19 protein-coding genes are annotated in these 23,879 nt (G+C 67.5%); 8 read left to right on the forward strand and 11 right to left on the reverse strand.

Translation table 11 applies throughout. The features are described 5' to 3' along the window. Positions 1-19: 19 nt before the first annotated feature. The 4 genes from K254_RS0116355 to K254_RS0116370 all read right to left on the reverse strand — a co-directional run bounded on the left by K254_RS0116355 (position 20) and on the right by K254_RS0116370 (position 4,922). Positions 20-1,441: a dihydrolipoamide acetyltransferase family protein gene (locus K254_RS0116355; protein WP_026556279.1), complete on the reverse strand. Its 1,422-nt coding sequence runs from the start codon at positions 1,439-1,441 to the stop codon at positions 20-22. A 10-nt stretch (positions 1,442-1,451) separates the two neighbouring features. Continuing rightward, complete coding sequence (locus K254_RS0116360) at positions 1,452-2,426, reverse strand: alpha-ketoacid dehydrogenase subunit beta (protein WP_026556280.1); 975 nt, start codon at positions 2,424-2,426, stop codon at positions 1,452-1,454. Next, the gene (pdhA, locus tag K254_RS0116365) at positions 2,423-3,655 is read right to left on the reverse strand and encodes a pyruvate dehydrogenase (acetyl-transferring) E1 component subunit alpha (RefSeq protein ID WP_026556281.1); all 1,233 of its coding nucleotides are present in this window, start codon (positions 3,653-3,655) and stop codon (positions 2,423-2,425) included. Before pdhA ends, K254_RS0116360 begins: the two co-directional genes overlap by 4 nt. A gap of 145 nt (positions 3,656-3,800) precedes the next feature. Continuing rightward, a complete protein-coding gene (locus K254_RS0116370) occupies positions 3,801-4,922 on the reverse strand; it encodes a histidinol-phosphate transaminase (protein ID WP_081710198.1) in 1,122 nt (373 codons plus the stop codon). Between the two features lie 62 nt (positions 4,923-4,984). On the opposite strand from K254_RS0116370, the gene K254_RS0116375 reads away from it, so the two are divergent. After that, the gene (locus tag K254_RS0116375) at positions 4,985-5,395 is read left to right on the forward strand and encodes a phage holin family protein (protein WP_026556283.1); all 411 of its coding nucleotides are present in this window, start codon (positions 4,985-4,987) and stop codon (positions 5,393-5,395) included. A 60-nt stretch (positions 5,396-5,455) separates the two neighbouring features. Here K254_RS0116375 and K254_RS0116380 read toward each other — a convergent pair whose 3' ends face one another. Then, positions 5,456-7,048 carry a hypothetical protein gene (locus K254_RS0116380; protein ID WP_155848605.1) on the reverse strand — a complete coding sequence of 531 codons (1,593 nt, stop codon included), beginning with the start codon at positions 7,046-7,048 and terminating at the stop codon, positions 5,456-5,458. Beyond that, a complete protein-coding gene (locus tag K254_RS0116385) occupies positions 7,045-7,338 on the reverse strand; it encodes a putative T7SS-secreted protein (RefSeq protein ID WP_026556285.1) in 294 nt (97 codons plus the stop codon). The genes K254_RS0116380 and K254_RS0116385 overlap by 4 nt, the downstream gene beginning before the upstream one ends. A 174-nt stretch (positions 7,339-7,512) precedes the next feature. Here K254_RS0116385 and purB point away from each other — a divergent pair, with 174 nt between their 5' ends. Continuing rightward, positions 7,513-8,955 carry an adenylosuccinate lyase gene (purB, locus tag K254_RS0116390; protein WP_035750268.1) on the forward strand — a complete coding sequence of 481 codons (1,443 nt, stop codon included), beginning with the start codon at positions 7,513-7,515 and terminating at the stop codon, positions 8,953-8,955. A gap of 90 nt (positions 8,956-9,045) precedes the next feature. Here the strand turns inward: purB and K254_RS0116395 are convergent, their stop codons facing one another. Further along, the gene (locus K254_RS0116395) at positions 9,046-9,441 is read right to left on the reverse strand and encodes a DUF2695 domain-containing protein (RefSeq protein ID WP_026556287.1); all 396 of its coding nucleotides are present in this window, start codon (positions 9,439-9,441) and stop codon (positions 9,046-9,048) included. A 295-nt stretch (positions 9,442-9,736) separates the two neighbouring features. On the opposite strand from K254_RS0116395, the gene K254_RS23695 reads away from it, so the two are divergent. Further along, the gene (locus tag K254_RS23695) at positions 9,737-13,645 is read left to right on the forward strand and encodes an alpha-L-fucosidase (RefSeq protein WP_051389305.1); all 3,909 of its coding nucleotides are present in this window, start codon (positions 9,737-9,739) and stop codon (positions 13,643-13,645) included. 166 nt (positions 13,646-13,811) lie between these two features. Then, entirely contained in the window at positions 13,812-14,246 is a 435-nt protein-coding gene (locus tag K254_RS0116405; RefSeq protein WP_081710199.1) for an acyl-CoA thioesterase, read from the forward strand. A gap of 63 nt (positions 14,247-14,309) precedes the next feature. Here K254_RS0116405 and pntB read toward each other — a convergent pair whose 3' ends face one another. The 4 genes from pntB to K254_RS0116425 all read right to left on the reverse strand — a co-directional run bounded on the left by pntB (position 14,310) and on the right by K254_RS0116425 (position 19,775). Further along, complete coding sequence (pntB, locus tag K254_RS0116410) at positions 14,310-15,743, reverse strand: Re/Si-specific NAD(P)(+) transhydrogenase subunit beta (protein WP_026556289.1); 1,434 nt, start codon at positions 15,741-15,743, stop codon at positions 14,310-14,312. 44 nt (positions 15,744-15,787) lie between these two features. Beyond that, the gene (locus K254_RS0116415; protein ID WP_026556290.1) at positions 15,788-17,353 is read right to left on the reverse strand and encodes a Re/Si-specific NAD(P)(+) transhydrogenase subunit alpha; all 1,566 of its coding nucleotides are present in this window, start codon (positions 17,351-17,353) and stop codon (positions 15,788-15,790) included. A 222-nt stretch (positions 17,354-17,575) separates the two neighbouring features. Beyond that, complete coding sequence (locus K254_RS23700; RefSeq protein WP_196810984.1) at positions 17,576-18,778, reverse strand: AGE family epimerase/isomerase; 1,203 nt, start codon at positions 18,776-18,778, stop codon at positions 17,576-17,578. Beyond that, a complete protein-coding gene (locus K254_RS0116425; RefSeq protein ID WP_231391949.1) occupies positions 18,765-19,775 on the reverse strand; it encodes a LacI family DNA-binding transcriptional regulator in 1,011 nt (336 codons plus the stop codon). Before K254_RS0116425 ends, K254_RS23700 begins: the two co-directional genes overlap by 14 nt. Before the next feature lie 350 nt (positions 19,776-20,125). Here K254_RS0116425 and K254_RS23705 point away from each other — a divergent pair, with 350 nt between their 5' ends. The 4 genes from K254_RS23705 (at position 20,126) to K254_RS0116445 (ending at position 23,800) form a co-directional block, all read left to right on the forward strand. Next, positions 20,126-20,830, forward strand: coding sequence for a nucleoside/nucleotide kinase family protein (locus K254_RS23705; protein WP_051389307.1), 705 nt, complete (start codon positions 20,126-20,128; stop codon positions 20,828-20,830). Positions 20,831-20,927: 97 nt separating this feature from the next. Further along, complete coding sequence (locus K254_RS0116435) at positions 20,928-21,692, forward strand: ATP-binding cassette domain-containing protein (protein WP_026556292.1); 765 nt, start codon at positions 20,928-20,930, stop codon at positions 21,690-21,692. Then, the gene (locus tag K254_RS23710) at positions 21,689-22,774 is read left to right on the forward strand and encodes an ABC transporter permease (RefSeq protein ID WP_051389308.1); all 1,086 of its coding nucleotides are present in this window, start codon (positions 21,689-21,691) and stop codon (positions 22,772-22,774) included. The genes K254_RS0116435 and K254_RS23710 overlap by 4 nt, the downstream gene beginning before the upstream one ends. Positions 22,775-22,819: 45 nt before the next feature. Then, a complete protein-coding gene (locus K254_RS0116445; protein ID WP_026556293.1) occupies positions 22,820-23,800 on the forward strand; it encodes an ABC transporter substrate-binding protein in 981 nt (326 codons plus the stop codon). The last annotated feature ends 79 nt before the right edge of the window (positions 23,801-23,879 follow it).

Here is a 23,879-nt window from a genome sequence, read left to right on the forward strand (position 1 = left end):
GCGATTTTCGTTGGTAGGGCTACTCGAGCAGGAGCGCCGGCTCCTCGAGGATCGCGGCAACGTCCGCCATGAAGCGGGCCGACAGATCCCCATCCACCACGCGGTGGTCGAACGAGCCGCCCAGGGTGGTGATCCAGCGCGGGATGACCTCCCCGTCCAGCACCCAGGGCTTCTGCTTGATGGTGCCGAAGGCGACGATCGCCACCTCGCCCGGGTTGATGATCGGCGTGCCCGTATCGATGCCCAGGGCGCCGATGTTGGTGATGGTCAGCGAGCCGCCCTGCATCTCCGCTGGCTGCGTCTTGCCCGCGCGGGCGCGCACGGCCAGATCGTTCAGCGCGATGGCCAATTCCTTCAGGGACAGATCCTGCGCGTCCTTGATGTTCGGCACCATGAGCCCGCGCGGGGTGGCCGCGGCAATGCCGAGGTTCATGAAGTGCTTGACGATGATCTCATCGCCCGTCCACGTGGCGTTGACGGAGGGGTTGCGCGCCGCGGCCCAGATGACAGCCTTGGCCAGGATCAGCAGCGGCGAAACCTTGATGCCTTCGAAGTCGCGGCTGGTCTTCAGGCGGCGGACAAACTCCATGGTGCGGGACGCGTCGACGTCCACGAAGATCGAGACATGCGGGGCCGAGAAGGCACTGTCCACCATGGCCTTGGCCGTGGCCTTGCGGACACCCTTGACCTTGATCCGCTCGATCCGCTGCTCCTGCGAGGCGGAGCCGGCCGGGGCCGGCTGCCAGAACGTGCCCGCAGCGGCCTGCTCGTTGGCGCGCTGCTCCTGGTAGCTGAGCAGATCCTTCTTGGTCACCTCGCCGCGCTGCCCGGTGGGCGAGACGTCGGAGAGGTTGATGCCCAGATCCTTGGCGGCCTTGCGGACCGGCGGCTTGGCGAGGACGCGGGCGCGGAGCTCGTCTTCTGCCGAGGCCGGTGCCGAAGCGGGCGCCGAGGCCGGAACGGGAACGACGACGGCGGGCGCGGCGGGGGCCGCTGCTGCCACCTGGGCGGCAGCGGGCGCAACGGAACCGCGGCGCGGCCGGCGCTGGACGGCGTCGGCCTTCGGACCGGAGCCCACCAGCGGCTTGGCACCGGTTTCGGTCTCCGTCGGGCGGGTCTGGGTGCCCAGGGGCTTCGCCTCCAGCACGACGCCGTCGGGCAGTCCCTGGTGCGGCACGGCCTTGGCCAGCGCCGGCTCCTCGGACCCGATGCTGATGATGGGCGTGCCCACCGGGACGGTTTCGCCCTCTTCGACCAGCAGCTGGGCCACCATGCCGGCGTACGGCGAGGGCAGCTCCACGATGGACTTGGCGGTTTCGATCTCGACCAGGACGTCATTGATGGCAACGATGTCGCCCAGCTTGACCTTCCAGGAAACGATCTCGGCCTCGGTGAGCCCCTCGCCGACGTCGGGCAGTTTGAAGGTGTTCAGTGCTGTCATGGCGCGCCTCCTAGTAGCCCAGGGCGCGGTCCAGCGCCTCGAGAATGCGGTCGATGTCCGGCAGGTAGTGCTCCTCGACGCGGGCCACCGGGTACGGCATGTGGAACCCGCCCACGCGGATCACCGGGGCCTCCAGGGCGTAGAAGCTGCGTTCGCTGATGCGTGCCGCGATCTCGCCGCCGATGCCGCCGAAGGTCGGGGCCTCATGGGCCACCACCAGGCGGCCTGTCTTCTCCACCGACGCCGTGATGGTGTCGAAGTCGATCGGCGAGATGGAGCGCAGGTCGATGACCTCCACGCTGTGGCCGTCCTCGGCCGCGGCGTTGGCGGCGGCCAGCGCCACCGGCACCAGCGGGCCGTAGGCCACCACCGTGGCGTCGGTGCCCTCGCGGACCACCTGCGCCTTGAACGGGTCAAGCTCCGTGGACTCGGTGTCCACCTCGCCCTTGAGCCAGTAGCGGCGCTTGGGCTCGAAGACGATCACCGGGTCCGGGCATTCCACGGCCTGCTGGATCATCCAGTAGGCATCGTGGGCGTTCGACGGCGTGATGATGCGCAGCCCGGGGGTGTGGGCGAAGAGCGCCTCCGGGGATTCGGAGTGGTGCTCGATGGAGCCGATGCCGCCGCCGTACGGAATGCGGATCACCACGGGGGCGCTGAGCATGCCGTTGCTGCGGGTGCGGATCTTGGCCAGCTGCGTGGTGATCTGGTTGAAGCCGGGGAACACGAAGCCGTCGAACTGGATCTCGCAGATGGGCTGGTGGCCGCGCAGGGCCATGCCGATGGCCGTGCCGATGATGCCGGACTCCGCCAGCGGCGTGTCCATCACGCGGTCCGCGCCGAACTCGGCCTTCAGACCCTCGGTGACGCGGTACACGCCGCCCAGGGATCCGATGTCCTCGCCCATCAGGAAGGACTTGGGGTGCTTGGCCAAGGCGGCGCGCAGGCCCTCGTTGATGGCCTTTGCAATGGTCATGGTCTTCATGCGGCACCGCCCTCGTTCTCGGCGTCAACGAAGGACGCCTGGTACTGCTCAAACCACGCCAACTCCTCCGCCACCAGCGGGTGGGGGGCGCCGTAGACGTCGGCAAACTTGTCCCGGATGTCCGGGTTTTCCATGGACAGAACGGCCTTGCGCACGTAGGTGGCCAGCTCATTCGCCTCGTCGGCCACCTGGGCGAAGAACGCGTCATCGGCCATGCCGGACTCGCGCAGGTAGCGCTCGTAGCGGGCCACCGGGTCCTTGGCGCGCCAGTGCTCCTCCTCGGCCGCCATGCGGTACTTGGTGGGATCGTCGGCGGTGGTGTGGGCACCCAGGCGGTAGGTGGAGGCCTCGATCAGCACCGGGCCGTTGCCGGAGCGTGCGTGCTCCAGCGCCCAGGCGGTGACGGCGTGCACGGCCAGGACGTCGTTGCCGTCCACCCGGATGCCGGGGAAGCCGTAGCCGCTGGCGCGGTTCACCAGGGGCACGCGGGACTGCACCTCGAAGGGGACGGAGATGGCCCAGTAGTTGTTCTGGCAGAAGAAGACGACGGGCGCCTGGTAGGAGGCGGCGAAGACCATCGACTCGTGGACATCGCCCTCGGAGGAGGCGCCGTCGCCGAAGTAGACCATCGCGGCCGCAGGCTCGGTGGTGGGATCGGCCTTGATGTCGCGCTGGATGCCCATGGCATAGCCCACGGCGTGCAGCGTCTGGGCCGCGAGGACCAGGGTGTACAGGTGGAAGTTCTTATCGCGCGGGTCCCAGCCACCGTTGGAGGTTCCGCGGAAGAGGCGGAGCAGATCCGCAAGGTCCAGGCCGCGGGTGAGGGCGACGGCGTGCTCACGGTAGGTGGGGAAGATGTAGTCGTGCTCGCGGCTGGCCCGCCCGGAACCCACCTGTGCGGCCTCCTGGCCGGTCAGCGGAACCCACAGGGCCAGCTCGCCCTGGCGCTGCAGGGCGGTTCCCTCGGAATCAAAGCGGCGGGCCACGGCCATGTCGCGGTAGAAGCCCCGCAGGGTGTCGGCATCCAGGGCCTCGATGTACGGACTGAAGGCCGGATCGTGCTGCAGCACGCCCTGCTCATCAAGGAGCTGGACCATGTCGCCCTCATCAACGCCGCTGGACGCCAGCGCCGCGAACCCATTCGTGGGAAACGGTTCCGCCAGGGGTGCCGGGAGCACCGCCTCCTCGGGTTCGTCGAACTCGGTGGTGGGTAGTTCAGCAGCGCTCATACCGTCTCCTTGTCTGCCGCATCTGCACAACAGCACTTCGGTGGGATATATGCCGTCAAAGGAATACATTCCATTCGATGCATATATTTCTGATTTCGATTTCCAACTCTATCCGCCCCGGACGGCATTGGCCGCCTGTGAACCGCTAGGAACGCCGCGGCACTTTTGTAGAGGACGCACAGAGGGCCAGAAAGCGTGCATTGGCCTCCGGCTCGCCAATCGTGACCCGGACACCCTCGCCAGCGAAGGCCCGCACGGAGAGTCCATGCTCCCCCGCCAGTGCCGCAAACCCGGCGCTGTCCACCCCCAGCGGCAGCCAGACAAAGTTGCCCTGGGCGTCGGGGATGTCCCAGCCCAGCCCGGCCAGACCGGCAACCACCTTCGTCCGTTCGGCCACCAGGCTTTGTACTCTTTCTACAACCTCGGCCACGTGGGCCAGCGAGGCGGCTGCCGCGTGGGCCGCCACCGTGGACACGGCGAACGGGACGGCGGCCGCGCGCAGATGTTCGCTCACCCCCGGCCGCGACAGCGAATAGCCCACCCGCAGCCCCGCCAGCCCATGGGCCTTGGAAAAGGTTCGCAGCAGCACCACGTTCGGGTGCCGGCGGTACAGCTCCAGCCCGTCGACGGCGCTGTCGGAGCGGACGAATTCCCGGTAGGCCTCGTCGACCACCACGAGCACGCCGGAAGGCAGGGCGGCAATGAAATCCTCGGTCTGAGCGGCGTCCAAGGCCGGCCCCGTGGGGTTGTTGGGCGTGCAGAGCAGCACCACCTTGGTGCGCGGGGTCACCGCCGCCGCCATGGCTGCGAGGTCGTGGGTTCCGTCCGGCCGCAGGGGAACCTGCACGCTGCGGGCGCCGCTGAGGCCAACGCTGATCGGGTACGCCTCGAACGAGCGCCAGGCATACAGCACCTCGTCCTGGCTGCCGTCCTCGTTCTGCCCGGCGAAGGCCGCCAGGATTTGGTTCAGCGCACCCAGGCTGCCGGCACCGGCCACCACATCGGCAAAGGGCACACCCAGATGGTCCGCCACGGCCTGGCACAGCACCGCCGACTGCGGGTCCGGGTATCTGTTGACCGCTGTCTGCGCCGCGATGGCTTCAAGCACGGCCGGCAGCGGCGGCAGCGGATTCTCATTGGAGGAGAGCTTGTAGCTTTGGAGCCCCGGCACGGGCAGCGGCGCCTTGCCGGCGGCATAGTGGGGAAGACCGGCGACCACGGGGCGGGGGCCGATGGGGGCAGTGTTCGATGAGTTCCCGGTGCTCATGCCCCCAGCGTAGACCCGCCTGCCCCGGCGTGTCCGGGCGGCCACTGTGGAAGTATGGCGGCATGGGTTACTTCATTGCGCGCGTTCTGATCAATGCCGTGGCACTGTGGCTGGTCACGGTGATTCTGCCGGGTGTCGACATGATCGATTCCGGCACCAGCGGACTGGAAATGGGAACCAGCACCCTCGGCACGGCCCTCGGCTTCGTGTTTGTTGGGCTGGTGTTCGGCATCATCAATGCACTGGTCAAGCCGATCGTGAGCCTGCTGTCGCTGCCCGTCACCATCCTCACCCTTGGCCTGTTCACGGTGGTGATCAATGCCGGCATGCTGTGGATGACGTCCTGGCTGACCAGCTACACACCCGTCCACTTCAGCATCGACGAGTTCTGGTGGACAGCCGTGTGGGCAGCGCTGCTGATGAGCCTGTTCTCCATGATCGCCAACGCCCTGACGGGCATCAACCGCCGCTGACCCGGAATGCCTCCCTTTCCGGCATCAACAGCGACGGCGGCGAAGCTTGAGACGGACCGGTCAGCGGCCGGATCCCCAGTCGCGGCGGCTCGGCGGTGTCAAGGGTTTGGGCGGCGGTTTGGGCGCCGGCGGCTTGGGCACATCCGTTCCTTGGTAGATGGACTGCTTGAAGGCCACGCTGCCAGCGGCCGCTGCCCCGGCGGCGGCGGCGCCGGCTCCCAGCAGTGCGGCCAAGCGTTCCTTGGCGGCGGCATAGGCCGGGTCGGCACTGTTGTCGAAGGCCTCGGCATCCCCCAGATAGCCATCCAGCTGGTGCGCCTGCAGGGCCAGCGCGCCCAGATTCGCGGGATCGGCCCCCGGCCGCGGTTCCGAGACGACTGTCATCCAGCTGTCCGTCTGCGCCGGCTCCGCGCCGGACAGGCCCGTCACGATGTCATGCACATTCACCAGATCCACCGCCGTGATGCCCGGCTGCAGCTGCCGTTGGGCGCCGGGCGAGCCGGCAATCACGATCATCTTGACGTTGACCTCCGCCACGAAGGCCGGGTCCGCCGCCATCATGGCCGCGTGGATGCCGCCGCCGCTGTGGCCGGTCAGGAGCACCTCGTCCCCCGCTGCCGCCCCGGCGTCGGCGAGGGCCGCCTTGACCAGTTCCTGCACCAGCACTGACTTCTGGGCGAACTCCCCGCGCTGGGCCGCCGTCATGGCTTCCAGATCACCCTCGACGTCCCACAGGTTTCCGGTGTCGAGCCCCCAGTCTTCGGTTCCGGGCAGGTTGACGATCCACACGGTGGCTCCATCGCCCCGGTCCACCTGCTTGACGATGATCGACGACGGCGGCGCCACGGTGTACGCGTCAGCGGAACTGGCGAGCACAGCGTGGACCGTCGGTGCCATGGAGCCCTCGGCCCAGCTGCCCTCGGCATCCATCCGCAGCCCGGCAGTCGAGGGTCCCGCCGGCCCGGAGGGTCCGTCCGGGTGCGCTGGCCGCCACTCGGCAGGGGGCACCCTTCGGACCCGGAGATCGCCGGGCGTCAGGAGGCCCATTCCCTCCATCAGCCTGCGCAGACCCACGGTCATGGCCCCGGTCGTATGGGCGGGCCTGGCCGCCCCCGTCCACCCGGCCACCAGGGCAGCCAGCCCCATATCCGGCCCCAGCCAGGCCGACAGGTATCCGGGCGCATGACCCAAAGCCCCCATGCCAGCCTTCCGGAGCCCTTCCCGGCGAACGCTTTTCATAAAGGCCTCCGCCTGTCCCCAGGCGACCAGCGGAGCAAGACATCCCGCCAATCGAAGCTGCATACCCAGGCTCCACGCGCTGTGGGCCTGCTGCAGCTCCATGAGCCTGGCGTTGCCGCGTTCCGTCTGCGCGTAGTTTTCCGCGGCCGCCCTCGCGTCCTCCCCCAGGGTGCGTACCTGGCGGCTGGCAATCCTGCAGCCATCCCTGGCCTGGGCCACGGCCTCCATCTCCTGGAAGGGGTGCGGGCGGATCCCCAGCACCGCCTGCTCCATGGAGAACCTGATGCCTTCCACCTGCGCTTCAACCTCCTCCAGCTCGCCGGCGATGACGCCGATGGACACCCCGGCGACGGCCACCACCTCCAGCTCGGCGGAGATCGAGGCGGCGCTGGACAGCTGGTCCGGGGTGGTCACGGCACGGCACCCATCGACGCGGCACATTCGGCGATTTCCAGACGCTTGGCATAGGCCTGCAGCAGGTGGGCGGCATGCCCCAGGGCACCGGACGCTGTCCGCAGTTCCGCCTCCCGCTGGTCCAGCGCCGCCCGGAATGCCGCCGATGCCCGCCCGGACCACTGCAGCTGCCCGGCGTTGTGCAGGCGGCGCAGCAGCGAATCCACCGAGTCGGCGGCCCGGACAAGCCCGGCGGCGAGCGCCGCCATGTCGGCGGAGTGGGGCGCGGGATCTGGTGCAGCATCGTTCATGGCCGCCCTCCTTCACTGGTCCGCACAGGCGCCCGGTGCGCCGGCGTCGTACGGGTCCCTCCACGCTAGAAGCCGCCGGCCGGCGGTGGCAGCGGGCGCGGAGTTCATGTCCATGACGTGAACCCCGTAACGCGTTGTGGAGGGCTGGAGCGGGGTTCATGGAAGAATTGGGGCATGTCTGATTCCGCATCTGCCACCACCCGCATCCCGTCCGGACGGCTTTCGCTGGCCGCCTCCGACGAGCGCATTGCCCTGGGCCCGCTTGACGGCCGCTACTTTGGTGCCGTGGCACCGCTGGTCGACTACCTCTCAGAGGCCGCCCTCAACCGCGACCGCGTGGCCGTTGAGGTCGAGTGGTTCATCCACTTGACCAGCAACAACGTGCTGCCGGGCACCTCCCCGCTGACCGCCGAGCAGCAGGCCTCCCTGCGCTCCATCGTCACCGAGTTCGACGCCGCTGCCGTGGCCGAACTGGCCGAGATCGAGCGCGTCACAGTGCACGACGTCAAGGCCGTGGAGTACTACATCGGCCGCCGCCTGCCCGGCATCGGCCTGGACGAGCTGACCGCGTTGGTGCACTTCGGCTGCACCAGCGAGGACATCAACAACCTCTCCTACGCCGTGGGCATCAAGGGCGCCGTCGAAGACGTCTGGCTGCCCGCCGCCAAGACCCTGGTGGCCAAGATCGCCGCCATGGCCGAGGAAAACCGCAACATCCCGATGCTGTCCCGCACCCACGGCCAGCCGGCCACGCCCACCACCCTGGGCAAGGAACTGGCCGTCACCGCGCACCGTCTGGGCCGCCAGCTGGCACGCATCGAAAAGACCGAGTTCCTCGGCAAGATCAACGGCGCCACCGGCACGTACGCCGCGCACTACGCGTCTGTGCCGTCCGCCGATTGGCAGCAGGTGGCCAAGAGCTTCGTGGAGGGCCTGGGCCTGTCCTGGAACCCGCTGACCACGCAGATCGAATCCCACGACTGGCAGGCCGAGCTCTACGCCGACATGGCCCGCTTCAACCGGATCCTGCACAACCTCTGCACCGATGTGTGGAGCTACATCTCCATCGGCTACTTCGCGCAGATCCCGGTGGCCGGCGCCACGGGCTCCTCCACCATGCCGCACAAGGTGAACCCGATCCGCTTCGAGAACGCCGAGGCCAACCTGGAGATCTCCTCCGCCCTGCTGGACACCCTGGGCGCCACTCTGGTCACCAGCCGCTGGCAGCGCGACCTCACGGACTCCTCCAGCCAGCGCAACATCGGCGTGGCCTTCGGCCACTCCCTGCTGGCCATCAACAACGTCCTGGGCGGTCTGGGCCGCCTGGACACCGCGGAGCCCGTGTTGGCCGAGGATCTGGACCACAACTGGGAGGTGCTCGGCGAGGCCATCCAGATGGTGATGCGCGCCGAGGCCATTGCCGGCGTCCCCGGCATGGAGAACCCCTACGAGCGCCTGAAGGACCTCACCCGCGGCCAGCGCGTGGACGCCGCCCGCATGCAGGAGTTCGTCTCCGGCCTGGGCCTGTCGGCCGAGGCCCAGGAGCGCCTGCTGGCCCTGACCCCGGGCAGCTACATCGGCATCGCCCCGGCCCTGGTGGACCACCTGGCCGGCTAGCTCCACCCCGTATGTAGAAACGCTATGCACGACGGCGGCTCCCACCAATCGGTGGGGGCCGCCGTTCGTTGTAGGGCGCTTGCCCGTCTACTACCACCACCGCGGGTACCCATAGGGTCTGGGCAGGCCAAGCCACAGCGAACACGGTTGGGTGGAACCGACGCGGACGCCGAAGCAGGCCAGCATGGGCTGGTCAATGACCTCCCCATGGTCGTCCGTGGCAAAGAAGCGGGGGTTCGGATCGAACACATTCATCATGAGTTCGCAGTCGCAATACCCGCCGAGCAGGGCCATCCGCCGTTCCAGCGCCGTTGCCCGCGGTGCCCGTAATTCCTGGTAGCGCAGCATCCACTGCGTCCCATGGCAGCCGAACTCCAGCATCCGATGGACGTAGCACGCCAGGCATTCGTGGCTCCGCGGGATCGTCAGCGCCACGGAAACCTCCCGCAGCTCCGCTTCCATGCCGTCAAAAGAATTCGATTCCATCTCAGTTCCTTCCTCCACCGCCAAGCCTTGTGCCGGCCTGCGGAGGCAGCCAGCCCCGTACCGGCGCTCGGGGACGGCGGCGGCCCAGGGTGCGGCTGTGCAGGCTTCCCAGGACTTCCAAGCACCGCTCAGAACATCGGATGTTGCGGCCACCAACTAAATTATCAACCCCACGAAATATCCCTAGTTATCGGTAACATTCTTTGCTAGCGTGGCCTTATACATCAGATGTCTATGGAACAGCGTTGTTCACTTTGAGCTAGTCTGGACTACGTGATTCCAGGTATGGAGCCACATGAATTCGCGCACTGCACGCCACCGTGTACACCAGGACCCGCCCATCCGCCGCAGGCGCCGAGCCGGCGGCCGGACTTTGAGAGGACTCGCACTGCTTTCCGCAGCCAGCCTTTTCACCAGCCTTCTGGCGCCGGCCCTCTCGGCCCAGGCAGCCCCGGCCGACTCCTTGAACGTGGGGTTCAACGGTTCCCTTGTTGGCACCACGGCCTACACCACCACCGAGGGCGAATCCATGCACGGCGTCCTCCGCCGCGTCAATGGCAACGAAACCCAGGTGCCCGGCAAGGGTGTCCAACTGGCCGGCGGCACAGCGGGCATCCGCTACGTTCCCACCGATCTGAGCACGGGCACCGACACAGCGGACCGCGGCTTCCTGGGTGAAGTGAAGTTCACGCCCCTGGGTTCGGACAGCATGTCCACGCTGTTCTCCGCCGGCGGCAACTTCTACATCCGCGCCCAGGGCGGCAAGCTGCGCTACGGCTTCGATTCACTGGCCGGCTCCACCTGGTCCTCCCACAAGGAGGAGGTGGACTATCCCACCCTGGGCAAGGAGCACGCGCTCTCCTTCCACTACCTGCCCTCCGCCTCCGGTGTGGCACTGAACGTCTGGCTCGACGGCGTCGCGCTCCCGGTGGTGGCCAGCCCGGCACCGGCGAAGAACGCCACCAATTTGGGCAGCACCTTCGGCTTTGGCCAGGAGGTCAACAGCCAGGCGGCGGACCGCGGCTTCACCGGTCTCCTGCACCAGGTGCGCCTCGCGGCAGCCACGGCGGCCTTCGCGCCGTCGGACTTTGAATTCCAGCCGCGCCCGGCCTCCACCACGCTGATGGACGTCTCCTACGATGGAACCTTCACCGCGGGCGCCTACGCGGCCACCGGCACCGACGTCCTGCTCGGCTCCCTGCGCACCCGCGCCGGCACCGAAGCGATCGTGGGCGGCAAGGCCACCCTGGCCGGCGGCACCCAGGGCCTGGGCTTCACCTCCACCGATGTTTCGCTCGGCACGACGGTGCTGGACAAGGGTTTCGTGGCCGAGGCGGTGTTCACGCCCACCACCGGCCAGGCTGCCCAGGGCACGCTGATCGCCGTCGGCGGCAACTTCTTCGTCCGGTACACGGTGGATGGATCCTCGCTGGAGTACGGCTACAGCACCAATGCCAGCGGCAGCTGGGTGGACTACAAGGCCTCCGTCCCGGCCCCCGCCACCGGCGCGGCCCACACCGTCTCCATCGCCTATGTTCCGGGCACCACCGGCAAGGCCACCCTGGCCGCTGCCCTGGACGGCAGGGAACTGGCGCCCGTGGAAGGCACCGGCCTGTCCACGCGCAATGGATCGGTCACCCAGACCGCCAGCTTTGGCAACGACCTGGTGGGTGCAGCGGCCTCCCGCGGCTTCAAGGGCTCGCTCGACAAGACCCGCTTCGCGATGCTGGTGGACGGGTACAAGCCCGCCGCCTTCGCCTACCAGGAGATCGTCCCCACCGAACCGGAAACCTGTGAGCCGCTGCTGGTGGATCCGGCCAACTACATTTCAGTCAGCACCGGCGACTGCACGGAGAACATCATCGCCAAGGCCTCCATGGTGCGGCCCACGCCAGCCCAGCTTCAATGGCAGGAGGCCCGCCAGACGGCATTCCTGCACTTCGGCATCAACACCTTCTACGACCAGGAATGGGGCCACGGCACCGAGGATCCGGCACGCTTCAACCCGACCGATTTCGACGCCGACAGCTGGGTCAAAACCCTGCGCGACAACGGCTTCCGCTACGCGGTCCTGACGGTCAAACACCACGACGGCTTCATGTCCTACCCCTCCCGCTACACCGACTACACCGTGCAGTCCTCCCCGTGGCGGAACGGCAAGGGCGATGTGGTGAAGGAGTTCACCGACGCCGCGCACAAATACGGCATGAAGGTGGGCCTGTACATGTCCCCCGCCGACTCCAACCAGGAGGTCGACGGCGTGTTCGGCAACGGCAGCGCCAAGAGCCTGCGCACCATCCCCACGCTGGTTCCCAATGATGACCGCGCCGGCAAGGACCTGCCCCAGTTCCACTACCAGGCCACCGACTACGGTTCCTTCTTCCTGAACACCCTGTACGAGATCCTGACCCAGTACGGCCAGGTTGACGAGGTCTGGTTCGACGGCGCCCAGGGCAACACGGCCAAGCAGGAAATCTACGACTATCCGGCCTTCTACGACATGATCGCCAAGCTGCAGCCCAACGCCCTGGTGGCCGTGGGCGGCAACGATGTGCGCTGGATCGGCAACGAGGAGGGCGTGGCCCGGCCCAACGAATGGGGCGTGCTGCCCATCAGGCAGCCCACCGACGGCGGCAAGATCAACGGCCTGAACCCGGATTCGAACGACAACCTCGGATCCCGGAACTCGCTGGTCAATGCCGTCAAGAGCGGCGCGGCCAACAGCCTGCACTGGTGGCCGGGCGAGGCCGACATGAAGCTGACCCAGGGTTGGTTTGCCCACCCGAACGACTCGCCGAAGTCCCCCACGGCCATGCTCACGAAGTACCACGAGTCCGCCGGGCGCAATGCGATCCTGCTGCTGAACGTGCCGCCGACGACGACGGGCAGGTTTGCGCCGTCGTCCGTCGCGGCCCTGCAGGGGTTCACGGCGGAACGGCAGAAGGCCTTCACCGAGGACTACGCCCTGGGCCTGCCGGCCACCGTGGACGGCGAATCCACTCCGCTGCTCACGGACGGCAACTTCCGCACCGGCGCCGCGCAGGGGCTGGCCAATGGCGGCGTCGTCCAGTTCGATCTGGGCAGCGCCAAGACCGTCAGCCGGATCGCCCTCTCCGAGGATGTTCTGAACCACGGCCAGAACGTGGAGAAGTTCACGGTGGAGGCCAAGGTCAACGGCACCTGGAGCAAGGTCGCGGAGGCCGGCACCATCGGCGTGCTGCGCATCCAGCCCTTCACGGCACCGGTGACGGCACAGGAGTTCCGGGTCACCGTCGTCGCGACGCGCACCCCGGCCTTCCTGGCCAATGCCTCCCTCTACGGCACGCTGTCCGCGGCCCCGGCACCGGTGATGGACCTGTACGTCGATTGCACGGCCCCCGTGGCCGGCACCGGCACGCAGGAGCGTCCGTTCAACTCGCTGGAGCAGTTCCGCCAGACGGAGATCGCCTCGGGTGCCACCATCCACTTCAAGGCGGGCACCAACTGCGCGGCCTCGGACACGCCCTTCTGGGGCTACGGCACCAAGGATGCACCCACCACCGTCACCACCTATGGCGGCGGCGAGGCGGCACACATCGGCGGCCGGGCGTTGGATGAGGAGCTTTCCGCCCTCGCCGCCCAGGGCTGGGTCTTTGACCTGCCCGAGGTCGTCGATCCGCTGGAGCCGCAGCTGGCGCTGTCCTTGGGCGCCGTTGAGGCCGGCAAGCCGGTGGAGGTCTCGCTGACCGGGTTTGCCCCCGATGAGGAGATCCGCATCGAGCTGCACTCGGACCCGGTCCTGCTGGGCACCGTGGCGGCCGACGGCGATGGCAGTGCCACCTTCACCGGCACCATCCCGGCCGGCACGCCCGCCGGCGGGCACACGGTGGTGGCCATCCAGGGCAGCACCAGCGTTTCCACACCGGTCACCGTCACGGCCGCCGCCGTCGAGCCTCCCGTCACGGAGCCGTCCCCGTCCACACCGCCGCCCACCACGGGTGGAACAGACCCCGGAACCGATCCGGGAACCATCGCACCGGGCGGCACCACACCCGGCGGTTCCGCCGGGGGCGCCGGCGCCGGTCTCAATGCCAATGGCGGGGCCGACGGCGGTTTGGCCGCCACCGGCGCCAACGTTCTGGCCGGGAGCATCGCGGCATCGCTGCTGATGATCCTGGGCCTGGGTGTGCTGGTGGCGGCGCGCAGGAGGCGACGGCACGGCTGATCCACACTCCGGCCGGATGTGTTCCGGCCGGAACCACGCTCTGGCATGAGCGGCGGCGTCCCCCCCCCTCGGGTGGGCGCCGCCGCCGTGTTGGCCCGGCCACGGGCCCCTGTGTTGTTGCGGACATTGCGGACTTTCGTCGCGCATTTGGCGGTAGCTTCGAAGCATGACCAAAGGCGACATCACCTTCCACACCCGCAAATGGGTCCGCCCCGAAGACCTCAATGCCAACGGCACCCTGTTCGGCGGCAGCCTGCTGCGCTGGATCGACGAGGAGGCGGCCATCTACGCCATTGTGCAGCTCGGCAACGGGCGGGCCGTCACCAAGTACATGTCGGAGATCAACTTCGTCTCCTCCGCCCGCCAGGGCGATCTGATCGAGATGGGGCTGACGGCGACGGCGTTCGGCCGCACCTCGTTGACCATGCGTGCCGAGGTGCGCAATATGTTCACCCGGGAGTCCATCCTGACGATCGAGAAGATCGTATTCGTGAATCTGGGCGATGACGGCAAGCCCGCCGCCCATGGCTTCACCGAGATCACCTACGACCGCGACAGGGTCCCCCACCAGCATCTGGGCCACTTCACGCCGTCGGAGTGATCCCCACCCGCTCCCGAAGCTCGCTGCGCTCGCTTCGGGTCCCTCGCGGGCGTGGGCCCTTGCTCAGGACCGCAGGGCGCGCAGGATGTCCTCCACGCGTTGTTTGGCGTCGCCGAAGAGCATCTGGGAATTGTCCCGGAAGAACAAGGGGTTCGGCACTCCGGCATAGCCGGCGGCCATGGACCGCTTGAACACGACGACGTTCTCGGCCTCCCAGACCCGGAGCACGGGCATGCCGGCAATCGGGCTGGAGGGGTCTTCAGCAGCGGAGGGGTTGACGGTGTCATTGGCGCCGATGACAAGAACCACCGAGGTCCCGGCCAGGTCCTCGTTGATCTCGTCCATCTCCAGCACAATGTCGTAGGGGACTTTGGCTTCGGCGAGGAGCACGTTCATGTGGCCCGGCAGCCGTCCGGCCACCGGGTGGATGCCGAACCGGACGTCCACCCCGCGCTCCCGCAGCTGGTGGGCAAGTTCGGCCACGGGATACTGCGCCTGCGCCACCGCCATGCCGTAGCCCGGGGTGATGACGACGCTCGCGGCGTTGGACAGCAGCTCGGCGGTGGCCTGGGCCGAAATCTCCCGGTGCTCCCCCTGCTCCGCCGCGGCGCCCGTGGCGGGGGCTGCGATGCCGAAGCCTCCGGCAATGACGGAAATGAAGGACCGGTTCATGGCCTTGCACATGATGTAGGACAGATAGGCGCCGGAGGATCCCACCAGGGCACCGGTGACGATGAGCAGGTCATTGTTGAGCAGGAACCCCGCGGCGGCCGCGGCCCAGCCCGAGTAGCTGTTCAACATGGACACGACCACGGGCATGTCACCGCCGCCGATCGACGCCACGAGGTGCCAGCCCAGTCCCAGGGCCAGCAGGGTGACGGCAACCAGCAGCCGCACCTGGGAGTCGTTGACATACCAAATGGTCAAGGCCACGAAGGCGGCCAGTGCGCCGAGGTTGATCGCGTTCTTTCCGGGCAGCATGAGCGGAGCGGACTTCATCCGGGCCGACAATTTCAGGAACGCCACGATCGATCCGGTGAAGGTCACAGCCCCGATGAAAACGCCGATGAACACCTCCGCGTGGTGGATGGCCGCCAGGTCCGCGGGCAGCTCCGGGGCTGCCAGATGGCCGTTCCAGCCGACAAGCACCGCGGCGAGGCCCACGAAACTGTGCAGCAGGGCAATGAGTTCCGGGATGCCCGTCATCTTCACCACCCGGGCCCGCCACAATCCAATGGCACCGCCCACCAGCATGGCCACCGCCAGCAGCACCAGTCCCAATTGGACCTGGTCCGAACCCCAGGCACCCTGGATGGTGAGCCAGATGGTGGCCGCCAGGGCCATGGCCATCCCGGCGATGCCGTAGATGATGCCGCCGCGGGCGCTCTCGTGTTTGCTGAGGCCGGCCAGGCTGAGGATGAACATCAGGGCGGCCACAATGTAGGAAGCCCCCGCGATGGACTCCGCGGTCAGAGGACTGGAAACGGCATCAGGCACTGGTGTCCTCCTCGGTGGTGGTCCGGCAGCTTCCCGTGCGGCGCTCAGTCATGGCCCTTGTCCCCCTTGGAGAACATGGCCAGCATGCGCCGGGTGACGGAAAAGCCGCCGAAGATGTTGATGCTGGCCAACAGGACCGCGACGGCGGCAATGATCTGCGTGGCGAGGTTGCCCGAGGTGACCTGCAGCAGGGCGCCGACGACGATGATCCCGGAAATGGCGTTGGTGACGGACATCAGCGGGGTGTGCAGGGAATGGTGGACCTTTCCGATGACGTAGAACCCCACCACGATGGAGAGCAGCAGGACAGTGAAATGCTGCGGCAGCGGAGCCGGGGCGACGGCGTTGATGCCGAAGAGGACGGCGATGCCGCCAACAATCACTGCGGCCTTGCCGCCGCGGCTGGGACCCTTCTTTGCCGCCGCACCGCCGCTTGGCCGCTGGCCCTCGCCGGCGGCGGCGCTCTTCACAGCGGACGCCGCCGAGACCTGGACCGGCGGCGGGGGCCAGGTCTTCTCGCCGTCGCGCACCACCGTCACCGACCGCTGCACCACGTCGTCGAAGTCGATCCGCAGCTGGCCGTCCTTCGCCTTCGTGAGGAGCTTGAGCAGGTTCAGCATATTGGTTCCGTACAGCTGTGATGCCTGGGCGGGCAGCCGCGCCGGCAGGTCCGTGTAGCCCAGGATCACGACGCCGTTGTCCGTGACCACGCGCTCCCCGGCCACCGAGCCCTCCACATTGCCGCCCTGCCCGGCGGCCATGTCAACGATCACGCTGCCGGGTTTCATGGCCGCCACGTCCTCGGCCGTCAACAGCTTCGGCGCCGGCCTGCCCGGGATGAGGGCCGTGGTGATGATGATGTCCACATCGCGGGCCTGCTCCGAGTAGATCTCCGCCGCGCGCCGGTTGTAGGCCTCGGAGGTGGCCTTGGCGTACCCGTCCGCGGAGGCCATCTCCTCGGCGGCCTCCACCTTGAGGTAGGTCCCGCCGATGGACTTGACCTGGTCGGCCACCTCGGGCCGCGGGTCCGTCGCGCGCACGATCGCGCCGAGGCTGCTGGCCGCTCCGATCGCGGCCAGACCGGCAACCCCCGCGCCCGCGACCAGCACCTTGGCGGGCGGCACCTTGCCGGCAGCCGTCACCTGCCCCGTGAAAAACCGGCCAAATTCATGCGCCGCCTCAATGACGGCCCGGTACCCGGCAATGTTGGCCATGGAGCTCAGCACATCCATCGACTGCGCCCGGGAGATGCGCGGCACGGCATCCAAGGCCAGCGCGGTGATGGGGCGCGCCGCCAGGGCCTCCACCAGGTCCGGCCGCAGCCCCGGGCTCAGCATCCCAATCAGCGTGGCGCCGTCGGCCAGTCTGCCAATCTCATCCTCCGAGGGCGGATTGATCCGCAGCACCACGTCGCTGGCCCATGCCTCGTCGGGGCCGACAACCAGGGCCCCCGCCGCGGTGTAAGCGTCATCCGGGAAGGACGCGGACTCCCCCGCGCCCTTTTCCACCACGACCTCGTAGCCCAGGGCCAATAGCTGCCGTACGGTGGCCGGTGTCGCCGCCACCCGTGTCTCGCTGCCCATTTCCGCGACGATTCCCAGACGTGCCACTTCCGCTCCCTCCCATCAATCCAGGATGCCGGGTCCACGGAACGGAAGCTGGCATCAGCATCAGCGTAAGGCTCCGGCTGCCAACCCGTAAGGGGCCGGATCTACGACACGTGCCGCGGCCGGGGCCCCTTGTGTGCAGCGGGGACGCAGCACCCCGCGTGGGATGCGGAAATGGACGCATCCTGGGCGGGAAACTGCGTCCCGGATGAAGGCACTGTTCCCTCAGCCTGGGGTGGAACCTGCAGTGATGGCGCATGCGGTGCTTTCCGCGACCGGCAGGCCGGGCAGCAGGACCGCCTGCAGCGCGTGGTAGACATCCGGCTTTCCGGACCACATGGAGTAGCTCGGGCGGTTGTCCGGGTCCAGGAGATGGTGCCAGCTGCCGTGCTCCGCATCGACAAGGTGGCGTTGGGCGTACGCGCTCCAAGTTTGAAGGTGCCCGACGTACCGCGGGTTGCCCGTGAGGGTGGACCACACCGCGGCAGCGGAGATCGCCTCGGCCGCCACCCAGTGCGGGCGGTCCCGTACGACGGGCACTCCATCCCAGTCGACGGTGTACACAAAGCCGTCCCGTCCGTCCACGGCCCAGCCGTGCTGCACGGCCGTTTCGTACAGGCCGGAGGCTGCCTCCCGCAGCCAGGATGGGGCCACGTCAAACGTCGATTCGAGCTGGAGCAGCAGGCGGCTCCATTCGAACAGGTGGCCTATCGTCATGCCGTAGGGGTGGAATTCGTCGCCGGGATTGCTCCGGTTGAAGTCCGGCAGCGGCGTCCAGTCCGGCCCATAGTGTTCGTTGAGCCACCAATCCGCCGCACGGGCCCGCAGATTGATAAAGGTGTCGGCGACCCGCAGCGCACGATCCCGCCACACCATGTCCCGGGTCTGGCCGTAGAGTGCGAGCATCGCCTCAAGCCCATGCATATTGGCGGTGGCTCCCCAATACGGTTCGGGTTCGCCAAACCCCCGGTCCCAGGATTCAACCAGGGCCCCGGCGTCCTCGGACCAGAATCGGTTCGCCAGTGTCTCGGCCGCCTTTGCCATCAACTCGTTGGCGCCGGGGATGCTGGCCGCAGCGGCGGCGGAGGCTCCCAGCACAACGAAGCAGATGTCGTAGGCGCGCTTGCGCTGCGACGACGGCGTTCCCGCCAGGGACCCCAACCAGCCGCCGCATTCCTCATCCCAGAAGGCACCGGACAGGCAGGCAACCCCGTGGGCCGCATGGCTGCGGACGTCCGGGAGGCCGAGCAAGGCAGCGATGCTGAAGCAATAGGTCATCCGGGCGGTGACAAAACACGCGGTGGGACGGTCCGTGTCGACGTTCCCATACCGGTCCAGGAAACCGAAGCCTGAGGGGACGCGGGCAGCCTTGGCGAACCCGACCAGCCCGCCGGGTCCGCCGTCGTCGAGGGGATCAGGGTGCAGCAACTGGCACAGCCACGGCAGGGGCCGGCTGGCAGGACTGGCGTTCGATCAGCTTGACCGAGAGGACGTTCTTCCGCCGGAACCTCTTGGCCGGCGTCGCAATCCGGGCGAGGATGCGTTCGGCGGCCACACGCCCCACGTGCCGCGGATCCTGGTCGATGACCGACACCGAGGGTTGGAGGACATCGGCCATCGGGAAGTCGCCGAAGCTGATGAGTGCGATGTCGGTTCTGCCCATTCGCTGAAGGGCAGGGAAGACGCCCGTTGAGAACCGTGCGTTGGAGGAGAAGATGGCGGTGGGCGGATCGGGCAGGGCCAGCAGCCGCTGGCAGACCTGGGCGGCGGCGTCGGCGTCGCGCGACCCGAGCGCAATCAGTTCCTCGGAGTGTTCCATGCCGGCGGCGTCCAAGGCGGCCAGGTACCCCTGGAAGCGCAGCCGCGTGGTGGGCACCTCCGTTGAGTCGCCGACAATTGCGACCCGGCGGTGGCCATGCGCGATGAGGTGCTGCGTTGCGTCAAAGGCTCCGCCGAAATCGTCTTCGACAAAGTAGTCCGCGTTGAGTTTGCTCGGTGCCCGGTCAATGAAGACGATGGGGAAACTGTCCTGCCAGCGGGCCAGGTAGGACTGGTCATCGGCTATCGGCGCCATGATGAGCCCGCCGATCTGGTGGCGGACCGTCGTCTCAATGATGCTCTGCTCCAGGGACGGGTTGTCCCCCAGACTGGTGACGACTATGGCCATGTCGTTTTCGCGCGCCGCCAGTTCAATGCCCTTCGTCACGGCAGCGAAGAAGGGATCCGCGACGTCGGGCACGGCTATGCCGATGACGGCCGATTTTCCCTCGCGGAAGGTGCGCGCCATCATGTTCGGCACGTACTTGAGTTCACGCATGGCCGACTGCACCCGCTGCCGGGTGTCCTCCGTGACGTGCGGATCGTCATTGAACACTCTGGACACCGTCTTGGCACTCACCTTGGCGCGCGTGGCCACGTCCTGCATGGTCGTCACTATTCGGCTCCTTCATCGTCCACTGGGATCAGCCTGCTGGCTCGACCGGCCGGATTGGCATCCCCCGAGGGATGTCACCGGTGACAATCAACCGCCCACCCCATCCTGCCCGATGTTTACCGTAACTTCAAGCAAGTCATGTCATCGATGTCATGGAATTCTGAAATCTCCTTGACATCGATGACATGGTGCCTTTAGATTGCTGTAATGCGGGTCACACCGAAGCCCGCCGGGGCAGGTTCAGACCCCCATTCCTGGCTTTCCACACGTGATCCAGACAGAGCTTCAATGGTGCAGCAGCAGAGCTTCTCCACCGCAGCACGACGAACGGAGGAGGCACCATGAACAGCACCGAACACGGGAACTCCGGTCCCGCCCAGGACGTCCAACACCGCAGGTCCACACTGGTTGAGCTCGTTGGCCGGGCCCGCACTCTGGCCTCCGGCGGAACACGGCGCATCCTGGGGATCACGGGGGCACCCGGGGCCGGCAAGTCCACGGTGGCCCAGGCCATTGCGGACGCACTGGGCAGCCAGGTGGCCCTCGTCGGCATGGATGCATTCCACCTTGCCGGCCAGGTCCTGGCCGCCCACGGCTCGCTGGAGCGCAAGGGCGCTCCGGACACCTTCGATCCGTGGGGCTACGCGCACCTGCTGCGCCGGCTCAAGGCCAATGCGGAACCGGTGGTCTACGCTCCGGTCTTTGAGCGCAGCCTGGAGGAATCCATCGGCTGTGCGGTTCCGGTCCCCCGCCAGGTTCCGCTGGTCATCACCGAAGGCAACTATCTGCTGCTGGACGCCGAGGGCTGGCGGGAGGCCAGAAGCCAGCTTGATGAGGTCTGGTACCTGGATGTCGGGAACGACGAACGGCAGCTCCGGCTGCTGCGGCGCCACAAATCCTTCGGGAAACCGCATGCCCAGGCCCAGGCCTGGGCGCTGGGCAGCGACCAGCGCAATGCCGACGTCGTTCATGCCACCCGCGGGCGGGCGGATCTGATCATCGAGCTGGACCACTCCCACAGTCTGAAAACTTTCGTACAAGCCTGAACGAAGAGGAACCCCACGTGAGACCACAACGAAGTGTCCCCGCCCGGTTGGCGGGGGCCGAGGAAACCGTCCCGTACCAGCTGACAGGTGTTGCACCATGACAACCATCCCCGTTCTTGAAGCCCGCGGCTTGACCCGCAGTTTCGGCAATGTACGCGCTCTGGATGGCGCCGACTTCGATGTCCACGCCGGCGAGGTCGTTGCCCTGATCGGCGACAACGGCGCCGGAAAATCCACCCTCGTGAAGGCCCTGTCGGGAAACCTCGCGTTGGACTCGGGCTCGATCCTCTTCGCCGGCGGCGAGGTTGACCTCAACTCGCCCACCCAGGCCAGCAGCCTCGGCATCGAAACCGTATACCAGGATCTTGCCCTGGCCCCGCACCTGAACGCCGCCCAGAACATGTTCCTGGGCCGGGAGATCCCCAAACCCGGGTTCCAGGGGCGGCTGGGCTTTCTGGATAACAAGTCGATGCGTGCCAAATCCCGGGCGGCCTTTGATGAGCTGGGTGCCACAGTGCGCAGCCTGTCGGATCCCGTCGGCGCCATGTCGGGCGGCCAGAAGCAGGCGATTGCGATTGCACGGGCCGTGGCCTGGGCCAAGGGCGTGATCTTCCTGGACGAGCCGACGGCGGCCCTGGGCGTTGTGCAGACCAAGAACGTGCTCGAAACAATCCGCCGCGTCCGGGACAAGGGCGTGGGCGTCGTGTTCATCAGCCACTCGATGCCGCACGTGCTTGATGTCGCCGACCGCGTCCAGGTCCTCCGCCTTGGACGCCGCGTGGCCACCTACGAGGCCAAGAAAACAACCGTGGAAGAACTAGTCGGCGCGATGACCGGCGCACTTGATGGAGCACACTCATGACGACGACCCAAGTCAAACCCCTCACGGCAGGCACCGCCGGAACCCCGGACCGCACGAGTTCCCTCCGCCAGCTGATGCAGGTCCAGTCGTTCCAGATTCTGCTCGTTCTGCTGGCCATCTTCCTGGTCTTCGCGGCGCTGGCTCCCGAGGTGTTCCCCACCTGGGGCAACGTCCGCCAGATCATCCAGAATGTCTCGATCCTTGGTGTTCTGGGCATCGGCATGACGTTTGTCATCGTCACCTCCGGCATCGACCTGTCGGTGGGGTCCAATCTGGTCTTCTCCGGCGTTGTTGCGGCCAAGGTTATGCAGGCCATGGGCGATGCGGGGTGGGGGACGGCCGCCGTCGGCATCCTCGTTGCCGTGGGCTGCGGACTTGGCTGGGGACTCCTCAATGGCATCCTCATTGCCAAGGCAAAGGTGCCGCCACTGATCGTCACCCTGGGAACGCTCGGCGCGGCCCTGGGCCTGGCCCAGGTCATCACCGGCGGCGTGGACATCCGCGAGGTCCCCGCCGTCCTCCAGGACACCATCGGCTACGGCAACGTTCCAGGCACCACCTTGCCGACGATCTCCCTGGTCGCGCTGGCGCTGATCCTGGTCTTCGCGGTGGTGCTGCACAAGACCCGGTTCGGCCTGTACACCTTCGCCGTGGGATCCAGCGAGGAGTCCGCCCGCCGGGTTGGCGTGAAGGTGGACCGCCAGCTGATCTCCATCTACGCCCTCTCCGGCGCCCTTGCCGGCGTGGGAGGCATCCTCTCCCTCTCCCAGTACGGGACCACCGCCATTGCCGGGCAGTCCGCGACGAACCTCAATGTGATCGCCGCCGTCGTGATCGGCGGAACCTCGCTCTTCGGCGGCGTTGGCACCATTTTCGGGACCGTCGTCGGCCTGTTCATCCCGGCGGTGCTGCAGAACGGCTTCGTCATCGTCGGCGTCCAGCCCTTCTGGCAGCAGGTCGCCGTGGGCGCCGTCCTCGTTGCCGCCGTGTATGTCGACCAACGACGGCGTGCGGCGGCGGCCCGCGGCCATTCCTCCAAGACCGAAGGCAGGAAGAGACTGTTCGGCCTTCGATCCAGCTGATTTCCCCCACCCCCATCACAGCAAGCAAGAAACAGGAGCTACACAATGAAGTTGACCCCTAGGTTCACCCTGCTCGCAGCCGGCATCCTTGCCGCCACCTCCCTCACTGCCTGTTCCGGCGGCACCGCCTCCGCTGGAGGCGCCGCGGGAGCCGCCCCCAAGCTCGTCTTCATCCAGGGCGTTGCCGGCGATGAGTTCTACGTCAGCATGGGATGCGGCATCGACGCCGCGGCCAAGAGCGCCGGTGCCACCGTCAACACCCAGGGACCCGCGAAGTTCGACCCAACCCTGCAAAAGCCCATCGTCGACTCCGTCACGGCAGCCAAGCCGGACGCCATCCTCATTGCACCGACCGACGTCGCCGCCATGCAGGCTCCGTTGAAGGCCGCTGCCGCCGCCGGCATCAAGGTCGTCCTGGTGGACACGACGGTGCAGGATCCCGCATTCGCCGCATCGGCGATCTCCTCCGACAACAAGGGCGGCGGCCTTGAGGCCTTCAAGGCCATCAAAGGCCTCAATCCCAATGGCGGCAAGGTCCTGGTGATCTCCACCGACCCCGGCATCTCCACGGCCGATGCCCGCGTCGCCGGCTTCGAGGAGGGCGCCAAAGCGGACTCCGCCTTCACCTACCTGGGCGTGCAGTACAGCCACAATGATCCGGCGGAAGCGGCCAGGCTGGTATCCGCAGCCCTGGCCAAGGACCCCGACATTGTTGGCGTCTTCGCCGCCAACACCTTCGCAGCGGAGGGAACGGCCACGGGCATCCGCCAGGCCGGCAAGCAGGACCAGGTCAAGATCGTCGGCTTCGATGCAGGGCCGGCCCAGGTCAAGCAGCTCAAGGACGGCGTTGTCCAGGCCCTGATTGCCCAGGAGCCGGCGTCCATCGGCACCCAGGGTGTCGAGCAGGCCCTCAAGGCCATCAAGGGCGAATCCACCGAGAAGGACATCCAAACCGGGTTCAAGCAGATCACGGCGGCGAACCTCACCGCTGAAGGTGCCCAGTACGTCTACAAGTCCACCTGCTAGAACCCGGGTTTGGGGTGCTGCTGCCCGCCCCTTCGGGCAGCAGCACCGGCCCGGCGACCCCGCTCCCAGAAAACCGACC

Origin of the sequence: Arthrobacter sp. 35W, from assembly GCF_000482545.1 — a bacterium.
Classification (GTDB): Bacteria; Actinomycetota; Actinomycetes; order Actinomycetales; family Micrococcaceae; genus Specibacter.

Excerpts from the sequence above, each read along its gene's own strand:
- purB (WP_035750268.1), top strand. The coding sequence starts at position 7,513 with ATGTCTGATTCCGCATCTGCCACCACCCGCATCCCGTCCGGACGGCTT.
- K254_RS23695 (WP_051389305.1), top strand. The coding sequence starts at position 9,737 with ATGAATTCGCGCACTGCACGCCACCGTGTACACCAGGACCCGCCCATC.
- K254_RS23710 (WP_051389308.1), top strand. The coding sequence starts at position 21,689 with ATGACGACGACCCAAGTCAAACCCCTCACGGCAGGCACCGCCGGAACC.
- K254_RS0116425 (WP_231391949.1), bottom strand. The coding sequence starts at position 19,775 with ATGCAGGACGTGGCCACGCGCGCCAAGGTGAGTGCCAAGACGGTGTCC.
- K254_RS0116435 (WP_026556292.1), top strand. The coding sequence starts at position 20,928 with ATGACAACCATCCCCGTTCTTGAAGCCCGCGGCTTGACCCGCAGTTTC.
- K254_RS0116395 (WP_026556287.1), bottom strand. The coding sequence starts at position 9,441 with ATGGAATCGAATTCTTTTGACGGCATGGAAGCGGAGCTGCGGGAGGTT.
- K254_RS0116370 (WP_081710198.1), bottom strand. The coding sequence starts at position 4,922 with ATGAGCACCGGGAACTCATCGAACACTGCCCCCATCGGCCCCCGCCCC.
- K254_RS0116385 (WP_026556285.1), bottom strand. The coding sequence starts at position 7,338 with ATGAACGATGCTGCACCAGATCCCGCGCCCCACTCCGCCGACATGGCG.
- K254_RS23705 (WP_051389307.1), top strand. The coding sequence starts at position 20,126 with ATGAACAGCACCGAACACGGGAACTCCGGTCCCGCCCAGGACGTCCAA.
- pdhA (WP_026556281.1), bottom strand. The coding sequence starts at position 3,655 with ATGAGCGCTGCTGAACTACCCACCACCGAGTTCGACGAACCCGAGGAG.
- K254_RS0116360 (WP_026556280.1), bottom strand. The coding sequence starts at position 2,426 with ATGAAGACCATGACCATTGCAAAGGCCATCAACGAGGGCCTGCGCGCC.
- K254_RS0116445 (WP_026556293.1), top strand. The coding sequence starts at position 22,820 with ATGAAGTTGACCCCTAGGTTCACCCTGCTCGCAGCCGGCATCCTTGCC.
- K254_RS0116375 (WP_026556283.1), top strand. The coding sequence starts at position 4,985 with ATGGGTTACTTCATTGCGCGCGTTCTGATCAATGCCGTGGCACTGTGG.
- K254_RS0116405 (WP_081710199.1), top strand. The coding sequence starts at position 13,812 with ATGACCAAAGGCGACATCACCTTCCACACCCGCAAATGGGTCCGCCCC.
- K254_RS0116355 (WP_026556279.1), bottom strand. The coding sequence starts at position 1,441 with ATGACAGCACTGAACACCTTCAAACTGCCCGACGTCGGCGAGGGGCTC.